This is a genomic window from Nocardia puris (assembly GCF_003315035.1).
Lineage (GTDB): Bacteria > Actinomycetota > Actinomycetes > Mycobacteriales > Mycobacteriaceae > Nocardia > Nocardia puris.
On record NZ_QNRE01000004.1, the window covers coordinates 439,755 to 457,787 of the forward strand.

At 69.0% G+C, this 18,033-nt stretch carries 11 protein-coding genes and 1 pseudogene; 6 read left to right on the forward strand and 6 right to left on the reverse strand.

Annotated features, from left to right (window positions below):
* The first annotated feature begins 187 nt into the window (after positions 1-187).
* The 4 genes from aroQ to DFR74_RS15060 all read left to right on the forward strand — a co-directional run bounded on the left by aroQ (position 188) and on the right by DFR74_RS15060 (position 8,766).
* The gene (gene aroQ / locus DFR74_RS15045; RefSeq protein WP_067514565.1) at positions 188-757 is read left to right on the forward strand and encodes a gamma subclass chorismate mutase AroQ; all 570 of its coding nucleotides are present in this window, start codon (positions 188-190) and stop codon (positions 755-757) included.
* Between the two features lie 708 nt (positions 758-1,465).
* Positions 1,466-6,118, forward strand: coding sequence for a glutamate synthase large subunit (gene gltB, locus DFR74_RS15050; protein WP_067514567.1), 4,653 nt, complete (start codon positions 1,466-1,468; stop codon positions 6,116-6,118).
* Positions 6,111-7,580, forward strand: coding sequence for a glutamate synthase subunit beta (locus tag DFR74_RS15055; RefSeq protein ID WP_067514569.1), 1,470 nt, complete (start codon positions 6,111-6,113; stop codon positions 7,578-7,580). The genes gltB and DFR74_RS15055 overlap by 8 nt, the downstream gene beginning before the upstream one ends.
* Positions 7,581-7,869: 289 nt before the next feature.
* Positions 7,870-8,766 (forward strand): cutinase family protein, encoded by an 897-nt coding sequence (locus DFR74_RS15060; RefSeq protein ID WP_084538246.1) that lies wholly within the window; start codon positions 7,870-7,872, stop codon positions 8,764-8,766.
* A gap of 61 nt (positions 8,767-8,827) precedes the next feature.
* Here the strand turns inward: DFR74_RS15060 and DFR74_RS15065 are convergent, their stop codons facing one another.
* Complete coding sequence (locus DFR74_RS15065; RefSeq protein ID WP_067514571.1) at positions 8,828-9,178, reverse strand: hypothetical protein; 351 nt, start codon at positions 9,176-9,178, stop codon at positions 8,828-8,830.
* 114 nt (positions 9,179-9,292) lie between these two features.
* Entirely contained in the window at positions 9,293-9,913 is a 621-nt protein-coding gene (locus DFR74_RS15070; protein ID WP_067514573.1) for a histidine phosphatase family protein, read from the reverse strand.
* 124 nt (positions 9,914-10,037) lie between these two features.
* Here DFR74_RS15070 and DFR74_RS15075 point away from each other — a divergent pair.
* A pseudogene (locus DFR74_RS15075) lies at positions 10,038-10,454 on the forward strand (Uma2 family endonuclease); the annotation flags it as partial.
* Positions 10,455-10,598: 144 nt separating this feature from the next.
* Here DFR74_RS15075 and lysX read toward each other — a convergent pair.
* Both lysX and DFR74_RS15085 read right to left on the reverse strand, forming a co-directional pair.
* On the reverse strand, positions 10,599-13,922 hold the full coding sequence (lysX, locus tag DFR74_RS15080) for a bifunctional lysylphosphatidylglycerol synthetase/lysine--tRNA ligase LysX (protein WP_067514580.1): 3,324 nt from the start codon (positions 13,920-13,922) through the stop codon (positions 10,599-10,601).
* A complete protein-coding gene (locus DFR74_RS15085; RefSeq protein WP_067514581.1) occupies positions 13,919-14,449 on the reverse strand; it encodes a DUF1772 domain-containing protein in 531 nt (176 codons plus the stop codon). Before DFR74_RS15085 ends, lysX begins: the two co-directional genes overlap by 4 nt.
* A 79-nt stretch (positions 14,450-14,528) precedes the next feature.
* Here DFR74_RS15085 and DFR74_RS15090 point away from each other — a divergent pair, with 79 nt between their 5' ends.
* Positions 14,529-15,038, forward strand: a complete 510-nt coding sequence (locus tag DFR74_RS15090; RefSeq protein ID WP_113975115.1) for a MarR family winged helix-turn-helix transcriptional regulator — start codon at positions 14,529-14,531, stop codon at positions 15,036-15,038.
* Here DFR74_RS15090 and DFR74_RS15095 read toward each other — a convergent pair.
* Both DFR74_RS15095 and htpG read right to left on the reverse strand, forming a co-directional pair.
* Complete coding sequence (locus DFR74_RS15095) at positions 14,934-15,662, reverse strand: TMEM165/GDT1 family protein (protein WP_113975116.1); 729 nt, start codon at positions 15,660-15,662, stop codon at positions 14,934-14,936. The two genes, DFR74_RS15090 and DFR74_RS15095, sit on opposite strands and share 105 nt — an antisense overlap.
* Before the next feature lie 400 nt (positions 15,663-16,062).
* On the reverse strand, positions 16,063-18,021 hold the full coding sequence (gene htpG, locus DFR74_RS15100) for a molecular chaperone HtpG (RefSeq protein WP_067509945.1): 1,959 nt from the start codon (positions 18,019-18,021) through the stop codon (positions 16,063-16,065).
* Positions 18,022-18,033: the final 12 nt, after the last annotated feature.

Sequence of the window (18,033 nt, forward strand, 5' to 3'; positions counted from 1 at the left end):
CTCATGACAGCTCGGCGAAACTGTCACGGATTCGTTGTCCCAGCGTGACAGGCCGGGGCCCGACTCACCGAGTGCGCCGGGGCCGATGTGGCCAGCCTCACATTCCGGTCCGGCGGGGTGCTCGGCCGCCGCGCGCCGAAGGCCTACGCTGGCAGGGTGATTCGGCCTCGGGGGAACGGAGCATCGGATGCGCGCTCGAACACTCGCCCTGCTCACGGGATTGCTCGTGGCGTTCGCCGGTAGCGCCGCGGCGCAGCCGCCGGACCCGCTGGACCGTCTCGTCGGACTCGTGGAGCAGCGCCTGAACACCGCCGACGCGATCGCCGCCGCCAAATGGGCCGACGCCGCGCGCGACGGCGTGCCGCCCCGGATCGACGATCCGGAGCGCGAGGCCCTGGTCTACGACGCCATGGTCCGGCTCGGCGCGGGCCACGGGCTGTCCGCGCCCCGGGTGCGCGCGGTGTTCACCGGGCAGATCGAGGCGGGCAAGACCGTGCAGTACGGCCTGGTCACCCGCTGGCGGTTCGATCCGGCCGCCGCGCCCGCCACCCCGCCCGACCTCTCCGAACTGCGCCGGGTGATCGACCGGCTCAACGCGGGCATCGTCACCGAACTCGCCGCCCATCGCGCGCTGCTGGCCGCGCCCGACTGCGCGGTTCGCTTGGCGCCCACCGTGTTCGCGCGCTTCCCCGCCGCCGACGCGCTGCACCGGGCGGCCCTGGTCCGGGCCTCGGTGGCGCTGTGCGGCCCCGCCTGAGCACGCCTGCGCCGACTGTGTCCGACACCACCGAACGGAAGTTGCCGAACGTGTGCTGAAAGCCACAGGCGGCAAAAGAGTCCGGACGGTCGGATCGGTGCCGTGGCTTGTCACACCCCTGTCACAGATGTCTCAGCGCGGCGCGGGCGGAGTTAGCCGCCCCACGTTTGGTTTGTCCTGACCCGGGCCGGGGAAATCCACTTCGATGCAGGTGAGCGCGGTTTCTCCGGCCGGAGACGGCGGTGGCGCACGCCGCGCGAAGGGCTGTTCGAACCCCCCGGCACCCGGTGCCGGGGGATCGATCCGCGCCCGCGCGCTGCTTTACACTGGACGACGCGCACACGTGGAGGACCGACTTGAAGAAGCCCAGCTAGAACGGGTAATTAGTGCAACCTTAGTTGGTTGGGCCCCGGACCTGACTTATCGTTTGCTCTTACGCCGAACACAAAAGCTCGGCAACGTCGCCCGCTCGGGCACACCATGGCAGGTGGCCAGAGTAGCGGGCGAACACCCGCGTGGAGGTAAGGATCGCGTAAGCGATGCGTTACCGCCAGCACCCCACACGAAGCGGGTGGACAACTGGAGACGTGACTGCACGCCGAAGACCATCAGCGCGGCTGGTTTCCGGACCGTACGGGCGCAGTCTTGACGGAGGCGTTCGACGAAAGGCCGTTTTTCTTCGAAGGCCACTTTCTTGAAGGCAGAGGCATGACGCAACTTCCTGGCCACCGGTCACCCGGATCCATTGGTCTCTATGACCCGGCGAACGAACACGACGCCTGCGGTGTCGCATTCGTCGTCGATATGCACGGCCGCCGCAGCCGCGACATCGTGGACAAGGCTATTACGGCCCTTCTGAATCTGGAGCACCGCGGTGCCGCGGGCGCGGAGCCGAACTCCGGCGACGGCGCGGGCATCCTGATCCAGATCCCGGACCGCTTCTTCCGCGCGATCGTGGACTTCGAGCTGCCCGCCGAGGGTGCCTACGCGTCCGGAATCGCCTTCCTGCCGCAGGCCCGCCGCGAGGCCGCCCGCGCCGCGTACGGCGTGGAGAAGATCGTCAAGGAAGAGGGCCTCGAGGTCCTCGGCTGGCGCGAGGTACCGATCGACGAGTCCTCGCTCGGCGCGCTCTCGCGCGACGCCATGCCGACCTTCCGCCAGATCTTCATCGCCTCGCCCAAGGGCGCCGCCGAGCAGCTGACCGGTATGGACCTGGAGCGGCGCGCCTACGTCATCCGCAAGCGGGTCGAGCACGAACTCGGCAACGCGGGCCCCGGCGAGGGCTCGATGGGCCGCGAGTCGGTGTACTTCCCCAGCCTGTCCGGCCAGACCTTCGTGTACAAGGGCATGTTCACCACGCCCCAGCTGCGCGCGTTCTACCTGGACCTGCAGGACGACCGGGTCGAGTCCGCGCTGGGCATCGTGCACTCGCGCTTCTCCACCAACACCTTCCCGTCGTGGCCGCTGGCGCACCCGTTCCGCCGCGTCGCCCACAACGGCGAGATCAACACCGTCACCGGTAACGAGAACTGGATGCGCGCCCGCGAGGCGCTGCTGAACAGCGACGTGTTCGGCATCGACTCGGCGGGCAAGAACCGGCTCGAGAAGATCTTCCCCGTCTGTACCCCGGGGGCGAGCGACACCGCGCGCTTCGACGAGGTGCTGGAACTGCTGCACCTCGGCGGCCGCAGCTTGCCCCACGCCGTGCTGATGATGATTCCCGAGGCCTGGGAGCGCAACGACACCATGGACGCGCAGCGCCGCGCGTTCTACGAGTACCACTCGATGCTGATGGAGCCGTGGGACGGCCCGGCCTCGGTGTGCTTCTCCGACGGCACCGTCATCGGCGCCGTGCTCGACCGCAACGGCCTGCGGCCGAGCCGCATCTGGGTGACCGACGACGGCTTGGTCGTGATGGCCTCGGAGGTCGGCGTCCTCGACATCGACCCCGCCCGCGTGGTGAAGAAGGCCCGCCTGCAGCCCGGCCGCATGTTCCTGGTCGACACCTCGCAGGGCCGCATCATCAGCGACGACGAGATCAAGTCCGAGCTGGCCGCCGAGCACCCCTACCAGCAGTGGCTGGACGAGGGCGTGACCCGCCTGGCCGATCTGCCCGACCGCCCGCACGAGCACATGTCGCACGACCGGGTGCTGATCCGTCAGCAGATCTTCGGCTACACCACCGAGGAACTGAACCTGCTGCTCTCGCCGATGGCCAAGACCGGCGGCGAGGCATTGGGCTCGATGGGCACCGACACCCCGATCGCCGTGCTCTCCTCGCGTCCGCGCCTGCTGTTCGACTACTTCTCGCAGCTGTTCGCGCAGGTCACCAACCCGCCGCTGGACGCCATCCGCGAGGAGGTCGTCACCAGCCTCAAGCGCAACCTCGGCCCCGAGGCCGACCTGCTGCACCCGGGCCCGGAGTCCTGTAAGCAGATCGCCATCGAGCAGCCGATCCTGGACAACGACGAGCTGTCCAAGCTGGTGCACATCAACGACGACGGATCGCAGCCCGAGCTGCGCTCGGTCGTGGTGCGCGGCCTGTACCCGGTGAAGAAGGGCGGCAAGGGCCTGCGCAAGGCGCTCGAGGCCATCAACGTGCAGGTCTCGGCGGCCATCGAGGGCGGCGCGGCGATCATCGTGCTGTCCGACCGCGAGTCCAACGAGAAGCTGGCGCCGATCCCGTCGCTGCTGCTGACCTCCTCGGTGCACCACCACCTGGTGCGCGAGCGCACCCGCACCAAGGTCGGCCTGATCGTGGAGGCCGGTGACGCCCGCGAGGTGCACCACATGGCCATGCTGGTCGGCTTCGGCGCGGCCGCGATCAACCCGTACATGGCCTTCGAGACCCTCGAGGACATGCTCGAGCGCGGCGCGCTGGAGCTGCCCGGCAGCACCGGCGACCTGGCCGCCGACAACCGCAAGGCCGTCGCCAACTACATCAAGGGCGCGGGCAAGGGCGTGCTGAAGGTGATGTCCAAGATGGGCATCTCCACCATGGCCTCCTACAACGGCGCGCAGCTGTTCCAGGTCATCGGCCTGTCGCAGGAACTGGTGGACGAGTACTTCACCGGCCTGCGCTCGCACCTGGGCGGCATCGGGCTCGACGAGATCGCCGCCGACGTGGCCGCCCGCCACCGGACCGCGTTCCTGGAGAACCGCAACGAGCGCGCGCACCGCGAGCTCGAGGTGGGCGGTGAGTACCAGTGGCGCCGCGAGGGCGAGTACCACCTGTTCAACCCGGACACGGTGTTCAAGCTCCAGCACGCCACCCGCACCGGCCAGTACTCGATCTTCAAGGAGTACACCAAGCTGGTCGACGACCAGTCCGAGCGCTTGGCCTCGCTGCGCGGCCTGTTCAAGTTCAAGACCGGTGAGCGCGCGCCGATCTCGATCGACGAGGTGGAGCCCGCGAGCGAGATCGTCAAGCGGTTCTCCACCGGCGCGATGAGCTACGGCTCCATCTCCGCCGAGGCGCACGAGACGCTGGCCATCGCCATGAACCGGCTCGGCGGCCGCTCGAATTCCGGTGAGGGCGGCGAACATCCGGCGCGCTTCGAGGTCGAGGAGAACGGCGACTGGCGCCGCAGCGCGATCAAGCAGGTGGCCTCGGGCCGCTTCGGCGTGACCGCGCACTACCTGACCAACTGCACCGACATCCAGATCAAGATGGCCCAGGGCGCCAAGCCGGGCGAGGGCGGTCAGCTGCCCGCGCACAAGGTGTACCCGTGGGTCGCCGAGGTGCGTCACTCCACCCCGGGCGTCGGCCTCATCTCGCCGCCGCCGCACCACGACATCTACTCGATCGAGGATCTGGCCCAGCTCATCCACGACCTGAAGAACGCGAACCCGCAGGCGCGGATTCACGTGAAACTGGTCGCCGAGCCGGGCGTCGGCACCGTCGCCGCCGGCGTGTCCAAGGCGCACGCCGACGTGGTGCTGATCTCGGGCCACGACGGCGGCACCGGCGCCTCGCCGCTCACCTCGCTCAAGCACGCGGGCGGCCCCTGGGAGCTCGGCCTGGCCGAGACCCAGCAGACGCTGCTGCTCAACGGTCTGCGCGACCGCATCGTGGTGCAGGTCGACGGCCAGATGAAGACCGGCCGCGACGTGATGATCGCCGCGCTGCTCGGCGCCGAGGAGTACGGCTTCGCGACCGCGCCGCTGGTGGTGTCGGGCTGCATCATGATGCGCGTCTGTCACCTCGACACCTGCCCGGTGGGCGTCGCGACGCAGAACCCGATCCTGCGCGAGCGCTTCACCGGCAAGCCGGAGTTCGTGGAGAACTTCTTCCTGTTCATCGCCGAGGAGGTGCGGGAACTGCTGGCGCAGTTGGGCTTCCGCACGCTGGACGAGGCCGTGGGCCGGGTCGACCTGCTCGACACCGCCAAGGCCAAGCAGCACTGGAAGGCCAGCAAGCTGGACCTCTCGCCGATCCTGGACGACGTCGAGACGGCGTTCATGTACCAGGACCGCCGCTGCACCAAGGCCCAGGACCACGGTCTGGACAAGGCGCTGGACCAGCAGCTGATCACCCAGAGCCGCGATGCGCTCGAGCGCGGCGAGCCGGTGAAGTTCGAGACCAAGATCACGAACGTGAACCGCACCGTGGGCACCATGCTCGGCCACGAGCTGACCAAGCTCTACGGCGGCACCGGCCTGCCCGACGACACCATCGACATCACCTTCACCGGCTCGGCGGGCAACAGCTTCGGCGCGTTCGTCCCGGCCGGCATCACGCTGCGCGTGCAGGGTGACGCGAACGACTATGTCGGCAAGGGACTTTCGGGCGGGCACATCGTGGTGCGCCCGTCGCCGAACGCGCCCGCCGATTTCGCGGCGGAGCAGAACATCATCGCGGGCAACGTGATCCTGTTCGGCGCCACCAGCGGCAAGGTGTTCATCAGCGGCGTGGTGGGCGAGCGGTTCGCCGTGCGCAACTCCGGCGCCACCGCGGTGGTCGAGGGCGTGGGCGACCACGGCTGCGAGTACATGACCGGTGGCAAGGTCGTCATCCTCGGGGAGACCGGGCGCAACTTCGGCGCGGGCATGTCCGGCGGCGTGGCGTTCGTCTACGACCCGGAGGGCACCTTCGCCGAGCGGGTCAACTCGGAGCAGAGCGAGGCCATCGAGCAGCTCGGCGGCGACGACTTCACCTGGTTGCGCGACATCATCACCGAGCACCGCGACCAGACCGGTTCGGCGGTCGCCGAACGCATCCTGGGCGACTGGTCGCAGCAGGTGAATCATTTCGTGAAGGTCATGCCTCGCGAGTACAAGAAGGTTCTGCTCGCCATCTCCGAAGCCGAGAAGAGCGGCAAGGACGTGGACGAGGCGATCATGGAGGCGGCACGTGGCTGACCCACAAGGTTTCTTGAAGCACACCTCGCGGGAACTGCCCAAGCGGCGTCCGGTCCCGCTGCGCCTGATGGACTGGAAGGAGGTGTACGAGGAGAACTTCTCCCACGACACCCTCCGCACCCAGGCCAGCCGGTGCATGGACTGCGGTATCCCGTTCTGTCACAACGGTTGTCCGCTGGGGAACCTCATCCCCGAGTGGAACGACCTGGTGTACAAGGACCGCTGGCGCGAGGGCATCGACCGCCTGCACGCGACCAACAACTTCCCGGAGTTCACCGGCCGCCTGTGCCCGGCTCCGTGCGAGGCGTCCTGTGTGCTCGGCATCAACCAGGACCCGGTGACCATCAAGCAGGTCGAGGTCGAGATCATCGAGAACGCCTTCGACGAAGGCTGGGTCACCCCGGTGTACCCGACCCGCATCACGGGTAAGAAGGTCGCGGTCGTCGGCTCCGGTCCGGCCGGTCTGGCCGCGGCCCAGCAGCTGACCCGCGCCGGGCACACCGTCACGGTGTTCGAGCGCGCCGACCGCATCGGCGGCCTGCTGCGCTACGGCATCCCGGAATTCAAGATGGAGAAGCGCTTCATCGACCGCCGCCTGGCGCAGATGGAGGCCGAGGGCACCATCTTCAAGACCGGCGTGAACGTGGGCGTGGACATCACCGCCGACGAGCTGCGCGAGCGGTTCGACGCGGTGGTCCTGGCGGGCGGTGCCACCCAGGCCCGCGACCTGCCGATCCCCGGCCGCGAGCTGGACGGCATCCACCAGGCCATGGAGTTCCTGCCCTGGGCCAACCGGGTGCAGCTGGGCGACGACGTCGCCGATGCCGAGGGCCTGCCGCCGATCCACGCGCGCGGCAAGAAGGTCGTCATCATCGGCGGCGGCGACACCGGCGCCGACTGCCTGGGCACCTCGCACCGCCAGGGTGCGGCCTCGGTGCACCAGTTCGAGATCATGCCCCGCCCACCGGAGGAGCGCGCCTCCTCCACCCCGTGGCCGACCTACCCGCTCATGTACCGGGTGTCCTCGGCGCACGAGGAGGGCGGCGAGCGGGTGTTCTCGGTGAACACCGAGCGTTTCGTCGGCAAGGACGGCAAGGTCACCGGCCTCGAGGCGCACGAGGTGAAGATGGTCAACGGCCGTTTCGAGAAGGTCGACGGCACCGACTTCACTCTGGAGGCGGATCTGGTGCTGCTGGCCATGGGCTTCGTCGGCCCCGAGAAGCCGGGCCTGCTCAGCGATCTCGGTGTCGGCTACGACCAGCGTGGCAACGTCCAGCGCGACAAGAACTGGGCCACCAACATTCCCGGCGTGTTCGTCGCCGGCGACATGGGCCGTGGCCAGTCGCTGATCGTGTGGGCTATCGCCGAGGGCCGCGCCGCGGCCGCCGCGGTGGACAGCTTCCTGGAGGGCGAGACCGCGCTGCCCGCGCCGGTCACCCCCACCATGGTCGCCCAGCGCTGACCGGCTGATCACGAGGCGCCCGCGGACGAAAGTTCGTGGGCGCTTTCGTATGTCGGAAATCGGCCAAGTCCCGGGACTCGAATGGCGTGTGTGACGGCCGAGCCCTATTGTGGTGTCCGTTGTACGGGCGCATTTCCGGATTCGGGGTCTGGTTGCGCCCGTCATAGTGGCGGGTAACTCGAGTTAACCCGGCGTGCACTGGAACGACATCCGTCGGGTTCAGCATGTTAGCGGCAACTCGTCGGGGAACAGCCCCTCCAATCGGGGCTCAGGTGTGAACTGGAGCGGTATGCGGTTGAAGAAGATTGTCGCGGCTGTGGGAGCCTCCGCGGCGATTGCGTCCGGACTCGTGCTCGGCAGCGGGACCGCGGCGGCGGACAATTGCCCCAGCCTGTACGTGGTGGCCATCCCCGGCACCTGGGAGACCGGCCACGACAAGAAGCCACAACCCGGCATGCTGGCCGGGGTCACCCGGGGCCTACCCGCGAACACCAAGGTCGACTATGTCACCTACGCGGCCACCGCCTTCCCGTGGGAGGGCGAGGTCTACGGCAACTCGAAGAAGCAGGCCACCAACGCCGCGCGCGGCCTGCTGTCGGCGATGGCGCAGCGCTGCGGCGGCACCAAGTTCGCGCTCGTGGGCTACAGCCAGGGGGCGGACGCCGCGGGCGATGTGGCCGCCGAGATCGGCACCGGCCTGGGTGCGGTGCCCGCCGACCGGGTCGCGGGCGTGGGCCTGATCTCCGATCCGCGCCGTTCGCCCACCGATATCCAGGTGGGTCCGCCCGCTCCGGGCGCGGGCGCCGGTGGTCCGCGCGTGGGCGGCTTCGGCTGGCTGGCCGACCGCACCCGCACCATCTGCGCGGTCGACGACCTGTACTGCGCCACCGCGACCGACGATTTCGTCACCCGCTTCGCCGGCTTCCTGGCCCAGAGTTCGGACGCCAACCCGGCCAACGTCTGGCGCTACCAGCTCGAGGCGGGCGCGATCCTCAACGACCTGTTCGCCCACGGTGGCGTGCCGACGTTGCAGGCGCAGCTCTCCGACAGCGCGAACCAGCAGCGCGCCAAGGATCTGGAGCGCTTCTACCGTTCGCAGGCGCACACCGTGTACGGCAACTACTCGGTGGGCGGCGGGCAGACCGCCATCTCCTGGATGCACAACTGGATCCGGGGCATGGCTTGATCACCCGGTGAACGCGGCGAAGGTCGCCTCCCCCGCGCGGGAGGCGACCTTCGTGTTTCTGTCAGCTGCTGCCCGCCGATCCCGTCGCGGGCAGCGGGAAGGCGGGCTCGCGGAATTCACGGAACCGCACTCGCGGGCCCTCGCCTTGATCGGGCGGGAACTGGCGGAACTCCACGCGGGGTCCCTCACCCGGCCGGGCCGGGATGGCCGGGCGGGTCCGGTCGAAGCCTGGTTCGCCGGGACGGGTCACCTCGGCGCCCTCCTCGAGGTGGATGGTGACGGTCTCGGCCGGGTCGGTCGCGGCGGGGTCGGCGCTCGCGGTAGCGGCCAGCGTGGCCAGCGGTACGGCGATCAGCGCGCCCGCCATCGCGACCCGCACCGCGCCTCTGCGTATGTTGTCGGTGAGCAACACGGAATCCCTTCTCTCGTCGGGTGATCACCCTCGCGGTGATCCCGCGTCCCATGGAAGGACGCCGCGCTGTGACCACGGTGCGACGAGACTGGTAGTCCGCTGTGAGCGCGGCGCTCAGTGCTCACGCGGGGCGAGGTTGCGCGGCAGCAGATCCCACACGTGACCGTTCTCGTTGACGGTGGCGGCCGTGCGGCGGCCGGTGCGGGAGAACAGGATTCGCGTCACCGAGCAGTAGTCGATCGGGAAGGTCAGCGGCCGGGGCAGTTCGAGCACCTCTTGCAGCAACACGTTGATCACGCCGCCGTGCGCGAACGCGACCACCGTGTCGGCGTGGTCGGCCGCCGCGACGATCTCCTCGATGGCGGCGCGCACCCGCGCCACGAACGCGGGCCCGTCGATCTGCTCGGGGAGGTGCCCGGCCTTGATCCGGTCGTAGGTCTCGCGGAACTCGCGCTTGGCGTCCTCGATCGGAATATAGGCGGGCAGATCTCGGTCGTACTCGGCCAGTCCGTCCACGACGTCCACCCCGAGCCCCAGCTTCGCCGCCGTGGGCGCGGCGGTCTCGCGCGCCCGGCGCTGCGGACTGCTCACCACCCGCACCACCCCGCGCCGCGCCAGCACCTCCGTCACCCGCCCGGCCTGCTCCCGCCCCAACTCCGACAACTCGGGATCAGCGGGCCCCGAACTCCCCTCCACCCGCACCGGCTGCGCATGCCGTACCAGAATCAACTGCACAGCGCCACTCTGCCCGATCGGGTCCAGTAGTCGCCGAGGCGGGTGGCGCCTGATACCTACTGGGTAGGTGCTCATAAATCCCGAACCCTTCCCGCAGTGGCTACGTCCTCCGCCGGGAGGTTTCGTGGCCGAGGATCTGGATCGCCTGCCCGACCTTCCCCCGCACACCGAGTTGATCGAGGGGAGCCTCGTTTTCGTGGGCCCGCAGGCGAAGTTCCACGTGCTGGCGATCACTCTTCTCGACGCGGAACTGCGGCGGCACGCACCGGAGTATCTTCGCGTCCGACGCGAGATGACCGTGACGCTCGCCCCGGACCAGCGGCCCGAACCGGACGTCGTGGTGGTGCTCGCCGAGCGTGACGGCGGTCCCGACCTCACGGGTTATCAAGCGGACGATGTCGTGATGGCCATCGAGGTGGTCTCGGCGGAATCGCGCTACCGGGACCGCGATCGCAAGCCCCGGCTCTACGCGGCGGCGGGTATCCGCCATTTCTGGCGCGTCGAGAACGTCGACGGCCGACCGGTTGTCTACGTGTACGAACTCGACCCCGCCGCGTCGGCGTACGCGCTGACCGGCATCCATCACGACCGGCTGAATCTCACGGTTCCGTTCGACATCGACATCGACCGTGTGGCGGCCGGGTTGGTGTTACCCGGCCGCGGACGTGTCGAACCCGGATTCGCCTCAGCGGGGTTTCACCAGCGGGAACGGCAGGGTCTCGCGGATGCTGCGGCCGGTGATGAGCATGACGACCCGGTCGACGCCCATCCCGAGCCCGCCCGTGGGCGGCATGGCGTGTTCGAGGGCTTGCAGGAAGTCCTCGTCCAGCTCCATCGCCTCCGGATCGCCGCCCGCCGCCAGCATGGACTGCTCGGTGAGACGGCGGCGCTGTTCCACCGGATCGGTGAGTTCGCTGTAGGCCGTGCCGAGTTCCACGCCCCACGCCACCAGATCCCAGCGTTCGGTGACCCCCGCGATGCTGCGGTGCGAGCGCGTCAGCGGCGACACCGAGGTGGGGAAGTTGATGTAGAACGTGGGCGCCTCGGTGGTGGCCTCCACCAGGTGCTCGTACATCTCCAGCACGATCTGCCCGGCGTCCCACCCGTGCAGGTAGGGCACCCCGACCCGGTCGCAGATCGCCTGGAGCTCTTCGGCATTCGTCTCCGGCGACACCTGCGCGCCGACCTTCTCCGACACCGCGCCGTGCACCGTCTTCACCGGCCACTCGCCGGAGATGTCCACCTGCTCGAACGACCCGTCCGCGGCGGGCCGCAGCGCGACCATCGACCCGTTCGCCGCCATCGCCGCGTTCTGGATCAGGTGGCGGCAGGTGTGCATCATCCGCTCGTAGTCGCTGTGCGCCTCGTACGCCTCCAGGATGGTGAACTCGGGATTGTGGCTGAAGTCCACGCCCTCGTTGCGGAACGTGCGCCCCAGCTCGAACACCTTCTCCATCCCGCCCACACACAGCCGCTTGAGGTAGAGCTCGGGCGCGATGCGCAGGTACAGGTCCAGGTCGTAGGCGTTGATGTGGGTGAGGAACGGCGTGGCGTTGGCGCCGCCGTGCACCTGTTGCAGGATCGGCGTCTCCACCTCCAGGTAGCCCCACGAGTTCAGCGAATCGCGCAGCGAGCGCACCACCGCGCTGCGCTTGGCCATCACCTCGCGGGTCTCGGCGTTGATCGCCATGTCCACGTAGCGCTGGCGCACGCGCGCCTCGGGATCGGCCAGGCCCTTCCACTTGTCAGGCAGCGGGTGCAGGCATTTGCCGTTCATCCGCCAGTCCGCCGCCAGCAGCGACAGTTCGCCGCGGCGGCTGCGCCCGATCTGGCCGCTCACCTCGATGAGGTCGCCCAGGTCGAAGTACTCGCCGAATTCGGCGCTGCGCCGCGCGCCGACCCGTTCGCGGTCGATGACCAGCTGGATGTCGTCGGTCCAGTCGCGCAGCACGGCGAAGATCACGCCGCCGTAGTCGCGGATGCGCAGCAGCCTGCCGCACACCCGCACGGTGGTGCCGCGCGGGGAGCGCCGCGCCGCCGCGACGGTGTGCGTCGGGGGATAGGCCACGGGGTAGGGGTCGACGCCGGCCGCGACCATCCGGTCCAGCTTGTCCATGCGCACCCGCACCTGCTCGGGGCGCTTCGGAAGCTGTTCGGCCAGTTCGTCTTCCGACGATTCCGGCGGGCTGCCGTCGGGGTGCAGACCGGTGACGCCCGGGGGCACCGCGCTGTGCAGGCCGGTGTGCGCGCTGGCGTCGGGCTCCTTGCCCAGGCGCGGCAGGAAGCCCTCGGCCAGGGCGCTGGCCATCGCCACCCGCGGCAACTGCCTGCGCTCCTCGAACAGGAAGAATCGCGGCACCCAGTGCGGCTGGTACTTCACGTTCGACCGGTACAGCGCCTCGAGCTGCCACCAGCGCGAGAAGAACAGCAGCACCCCGCGCCACATCCGCAGCACCGGGCCCGCGCCGATGCGCCCGCCCTCCTCGAACACCGCGCGGAACACCGCGAAGTTCAGCGACACCTTGGTGATCGCGTACTGGTCGGAGTTCAGCGCGAGCTGGGAGATCATCAGCTCCATCACGCCGTTGGGGCTGTGCGGATCGCGGCGCATCAGTTCCAGCGAGGCGCCGGTGCGGCCCCACGGCACCAGCGACAGCATGCCGAGCACCTTCTCCTGCGGGTTCACCGCCTCCACCAGCAGGCAGTCGCCGTCGAGCGGGTCGCCGAGCCGGCCCAGCGCCATGGAGAAGCCGCGTTCGGTCTCGGTGTCGCGCCAGGCCTCGGCGCGAGCGATGATCGAGGCGAAATCCTCGGCGGGAATGTCGCGGTGGCGGCGGATGCGCACGGTCACACCGTGTTTGCGCAGCCGGTTGGCGGCCTGGCGCACCTGCTTCATCTCCGGGCCCGCCAGCGAGAAGCTCCGCGTGTCCAGGATCGCCTCGTCGCCGAGCCGCAGCGCGGAGAGGCCCGCGCGCCGGTAGGCCGTCGCGCCCAGTTCGCTCGCGCCCATCACCGCGGGCGCCCAGCCGAACTGATCCGCCATGCGCAGCCAGGCGTCGATCGCCTGCGGCCAGGCCTCGCGCCCGCCGATCGGATCACCGGAGGCCAGGCAGACGCCCAGCTCCACGCGATAGGTGACAGCCGCCTTACCGCTGGGCGCGAAGACCACCGCCTTGTCGCGCCGGGTGGCGAAGTACCCGAGCGAATCCTCCACGTCGGAGCGTTCCAGCAGGCCGCGGATGGCCGACTCGTCGAGCCCGGTCATCGCGTTCTCCGCGCGCTGCGAGCGCAACAGCACGATGACCGCCGCCAGCAGCGCGAGCGCGCCGAACAGGCCGAGCAGGAAGTTCACGAACGGGCGCGGATGCCCGTCGAAGTGCTCGTTCTCCACCAGGATGGCCGCCGTCACCCGGTACACCGCCCACGCGGGCCGCTGCCAGCCACCGGGCAGCGAACCCGGGAACAGTTCCACCAGCCCCCAGCCCAGCAGGCAGCCCGCCGCCAGGCCGCCGGCCAGCACGCCCAGCGCCTTGCGCACCGCACCCGGCCGCACCCGCGTGTAGAACTCGCTCCACGAGGCGATCAGCACGCCGATCACGGCGAGCTGCACGACCATCGCGATCAACGCGTGGACGTTGCCCTCCCCGGCGAACTCCAGCACGTTCGCGAAGGCGAACAGCGCCAGGTAGCCGACCAGCAACCACCAGGCGATCCGCTTGCGGCTGGCGATAGCCCCCGCCAGCAGTCCGACGATCAGCGCCCACATGAGGTTCGTGTCGGGCGCGTCGAAGTAGTAGTCGTCGATGTAGCGGCGCGGCGCCTGGGTCAGGAACCGCAGCGCGGGCGAGAGGCTCCACAGGAAACACAGCACCGCGAAAACGCCCAGCACCGTCCCCGCGATGTGCGGGACCCGCACGAACCTGCCGTGCCCACGGTGCGGAACCGGCGGCGCCGGGGTGTCCGGCGCCGCGTCGATCTCGGTGCGTTGGCCGTCCTGCGTGGAAGTCACCGATCCAGTGTGTACCTGGGGACGTTGCGTGATCGAACCGGCGCGCCGTGGGCCCCCGACAGTGACAGCGCGCGCAGCAGGCACAGCCAGCCCGCGCCGCCCAGGGCCATGCGGGCGTAGTTCAGCCCGGTCCACCAGGTGACGAAGGTGTCCACCCGCTCCGCCGACCAGTCCGCACCCCCGGACTGGAACATCAACATCTGCGGCACGAAATACGCGTAGCTGACCACGGCGTAGGCGGTCATCACCGCGGCGCCGAGCAGCCACCACCGCCGCATCGGTGCCGGCGCGCGGCGCGCCAGCAACAGATTCACCACCGCGAGCAGCGCCACGACCGGCGAGACGAACGGCCAGAACGCCCGCCCCGCCCGTTTCATGCCGGACTCCTCCATGGCGGTGAGGGTCTGGTCGGTGGGCACGTCCGTCCACAGCGGGACGATCGCCAGCTTCTCGTACCACCCCGCGCCGAACTGGATGCCCACGAAGATCACCAGCGCCCACAGCGCGATCGTTCTCCCGGTCGTCATCGGTCACTCTCCCTGAGCCGGTGATACTCTCGGAGTTCGAGTATCTCTATTTCAGAGAGAGTAGGAGGCGTGCGCGCCCATGACATCGGGGAAAGCCCGGACCGAGACCCTGAACTCGCTGCTGCGGGAGTTGCGCACCCAGGCCGTGCGCACGGTCGTGTTCCACTCGGCCGTCGCGGCGCGGCTCGGCATCACGATCACCGATCTGAGCTGCCTGAACATGCTCTCCATGGACGGTCCGAGCACGCCGGGGGAGCTCGCCCGCCGCATCGGCATCACCAACGGCGGCGCGGTCACGGCGATGGTCGACCGGCTCGAGCGCGCGGGTTATGTGCGGCGCGAACGCGATCCGGGCGATCGCAGGCGGGTGCGGGTCGAGTTGGTCGCCGAGCGGGCGGCCGCCGCGGTGACGCCGCTGTTCGCCGGGCTGGGCGCGGGCGTGGCGGGCGAGCTCGACCGTCGTGACGACGCGGAACTCGCGCGGCTACTGGAGTTCGTCGGCGCGCTCAACGGCGTGCTCGGCGCGGCCGCCGCCGCGCTGCGCGACGGCACGGCGCCGGCACCACCAGGCGAACGCGCCGGCCAGTAGCGGCGCGATCGCGGCGAGCGCGGCCGCGGGCAGGGCGCCCAGATCCGGGGCGAGCGCGCTCGTCAGCGACATCGCGCCGAAGAACAGGAACAGCAGGGCCGAGCCGAGGCCGATGGCCCGCTCGGGCAGGTGCTTGCCGACCAGGATGCCGACCGCGATGGCCAGCGCGTCGGCGATCACCATGCCGATGGTGGAGCCGATCCACACGCCGAACCAGTCGTTCTCGGTGGCCAGGGCGGCGGTGGCGAACATGGTGCGATCGCCCAGTTCGGAGAGCAGGAAGGCCGAGACCACCACGAGGAAGGGCGCCGCCGTGGCGAACCGGGAGACCTTCGGGGTGTCGTCCTCGTCGTCCTCGCCGAGGTTCTCGCGCAGCGTCCAGAGGCCGACGGCGAGGAAGGTGAGCGCGGCGAGCAGCGCGATGGCCTCGGTCGGCAGCGCCGCGCCGAGGGAGTGGCCGACCGCGACCGAGAGGACGTGCACCATGGCCGTCGCGGTCGCGATACCGCCGAGCACCACCCACCAGCGATAGCGCAGCGCGAACGTCAGCGCCATGAGCTGGGACTTGTCGCCGAGTTCGGCGAGGAAGACGATGCCGATGCTCAGCAGGATGGTGGCTGTCATGTGTCGCGTGCTCCCGGATCTCCGGCCCGCCGGGGGTGCATACGCCTCCGGCCGACAACGAGTAGTTGTTCAGGCCGAAGGTCTCGCCCACCGGAGGTCGTTCCGGTTCATGCGACCGGACCCGCACCGAGGGTGTGGGTCAGTATGTCGACCGCATGATTGGGGGCTACTCCCCTTCGCTGCCACCGACCCTACCTCGGCAACCGCACCGCCGACAACACCGCGCATCACGAAAACCCAATGCGCGCAATAAGTTTGGGATACCAACCCACAGTTTCAGGTAACCCTCACATTGCTGTCCGCAAACACCGCACACCCGGATGCGGTGACCGGACGCGACCGGGCTCAGATACGCGAAAAGGCCCTCTCCCGTTGCGGGAGAGGGCCTTTCGGGATCGATCTACAGCGTCCGGGTGAGCCGATCGGTGAGGATGTGGGCGAAGCGCGCCGGGTCCTTCAGCTCGCCGCCCTCGGCCAGCACGGCCGTGCCGTAGAGCAGTTCGGCGGTTTCTGTGAGCTCGGGCACTTTGCCCTCGTCGGCATCGGGCTTGCGCGTGTCGTAGGCGTCGCGCAGGCCGGTGACCAGCGGGTGGGTCGGGTTGAGCTCGAGAATCCGCTTGGACTCGGGCACGATCTGCCCCGACGCCCGGTACATGCGCTCGAGCATCGGCGTGAAATCGAACGTGTCGCCGACCAGGCAGGCGGGCGAGGTGGTGAGCCGGTTGGTCAGGCGCACCTGCTTCACGCTGTCCTCGAGCGTCTTGCCCAGCCAGCTCAGCAGCTCGGCGAAGTCCTTGTCCTGCTGCTCGCGCAGCTTCTCGGACTCCTTCTTCTCCTCCTCGGTCTCCAGATCCACCTCGCCCTTGGCGATGGACTGGAACCGCTTGCCCTCGAACTCCGGCACCGAGCCGACCCACATCTCGTCGACCGGATCGGTCAGGATCAGCACCTCCAGGCCCTTGGCCTGGAAAGCCTCCAGGTGCGGGGAGCTCTCCACCTGCTGGCGGGACTCGCCGGTCATGTAGTAGATCGCGTCCTGGCCGTCCTTCATCCGCTCCACGTACTGCGCGAGCGTGGTCAGCTCCGACTCGGAGTGCGTGGACGCGAACGACGACACCTGCAGCAGCGTCTCGCGGTTGTCGAAGTCCGAGAGCAGGCCCTCCTTGAGGACGCGCCCGAACTCCTTCCAGAACGTCTGGTACTTGGTCTGGTCCTCGGCGCCCTGCAGGTCCTTGACCGTGGACAGCACCTTTTTCACCAGCCGCTTGCGGATCATCTGGATCTGGCGGTCCTGCTGCAGGATCTCGCGCGACACGTTCAGCGACAGGTCCTGCGCGTCCACCACACCCTTGACGAACCGCAGGTACTCCGGCATGAGCTCTTCGCAGTTGTCCATGATGAACACCCGCTTGACGTAGAGCTGCACACCGCGCTTGTGCTCGCGGGTGAACAGGTCGAACGGCGCGTGCGAGGGCAGGAACAGCAGCGCCTGGTATTCGAAGGTGCCCTCGGCCTTGAGCGGGATGATCTCGAGCGGATCGTCCCACGCGTGCGAGACGTGCTTGTAGAACTCCTTGTACTCCTCGTCGGAGACCTCGCTCTTGGGCCGTGTCCACAGGGCCTTCTGCGAGTTCAGCGTCTGCGTCTCGACGATCGTCTTCTCTTGCTTCTCCTCGCCCTCACCCTCGGTGACGGTGCGCTCGACCTCCATGCGGATCGGCCAGGCGATGAAATCGGAGTACTTCTTGACGATCTCGCGGAGCTTCCACTCCTGCGTGTAGTCGAAGAGGTGGTCGTCGGGGTCGGCGGGCTTGAGGTGCAGCGTCACCGCGGTGCCCTGCGGCGCGTCGGCGACCTCTTCGATGGTGTAGGTCGAGCTGCCCGCCCCGGCCTCCCAGCGGGTGCCCTCGGACTCGCCCGCCTTGCGGGTGGTCAGGGCGACCTTGTCGGCCACCATGAACGTCGAGTAGAAGCCGATGCCGAACTGGCCGATCAGCTCCTCGGCCGCGGCCTCGGACTTCGCGTCGCGCAACTGCCTGCGCAGCTCGGCGGTACCCGACTTGGCCAGGGTGCCGATCAGGTCGACGACCTCGGCGCGGGACATGCCGATGCCGTTGTCCCGGACGGTGAGGACCCGGTTGTCGCCGTCGACCTCCAGCGCGATGTGCAGATCGGAGGTGTCGACGGCCAGGTCCTTGTCCTGGAAGGACGCCAGCCGCAGCTTGTCCAGCGCGTCGGACGCGTTCGAGATCAGCTCCCGGAGGAAGGTGTCCTTGTTGGAGTAGACGGAGTGGATCATCAGCTCGAGCAGCTGATGAGTTTCTGCCTGGAACTCGAGTTGTTCGACGTGCTGAGTCACGTCGCGATGTTA

What these genes read in the sequence shown, in the direction of transcription:
- DFR74_RS15095 (WP_113975116.1), bottom strand. Translation starts at nt 15,662, where the DNA reads ATGACAGCCACCATCCTGCTGAGCATCGGCATCGTCTTCCTCGCCGAA.
- DFR74_RS15060 (WP_084538246.1), top strand. Translation starts at nt 7,870, where the DNA reads ATGCGGTTGAAGAAGATTGTCGCGGCTGTGGGAGCCTCCGCGGCGATT.
- DFR74_RS15090 (WP_113975115.1), top strand. Translation starts at nt 14,529, where the DNA reads ATGACATCGGGGAAAGCCCGGACCGAGACCCTGAACTCGCTGCTGCGG.
- gltB (WP_067514567.1), top strand. Translation starts at nt 1,466, where the DNA reads ATGACGCAACTTCCTGGCCACCGGTCACCCGGATCCATTGGTCTCTAT.
- DFR74_RS15085 (WP_067514581.1), bottom strand. Translation starts at nt 14,449, where the DNA reads ATGACGACCGGGAGAACGATCGCGCTGTGGGCGCTGGTGATCTTCGTG.
- aroQ (WP_067514565.1), top strand. Translation starts at nt 188, where the DNA reads ATGCGCGCTCGAACACTCGCCCTGCTCACGGGATTGCTCGTGGCGTTC.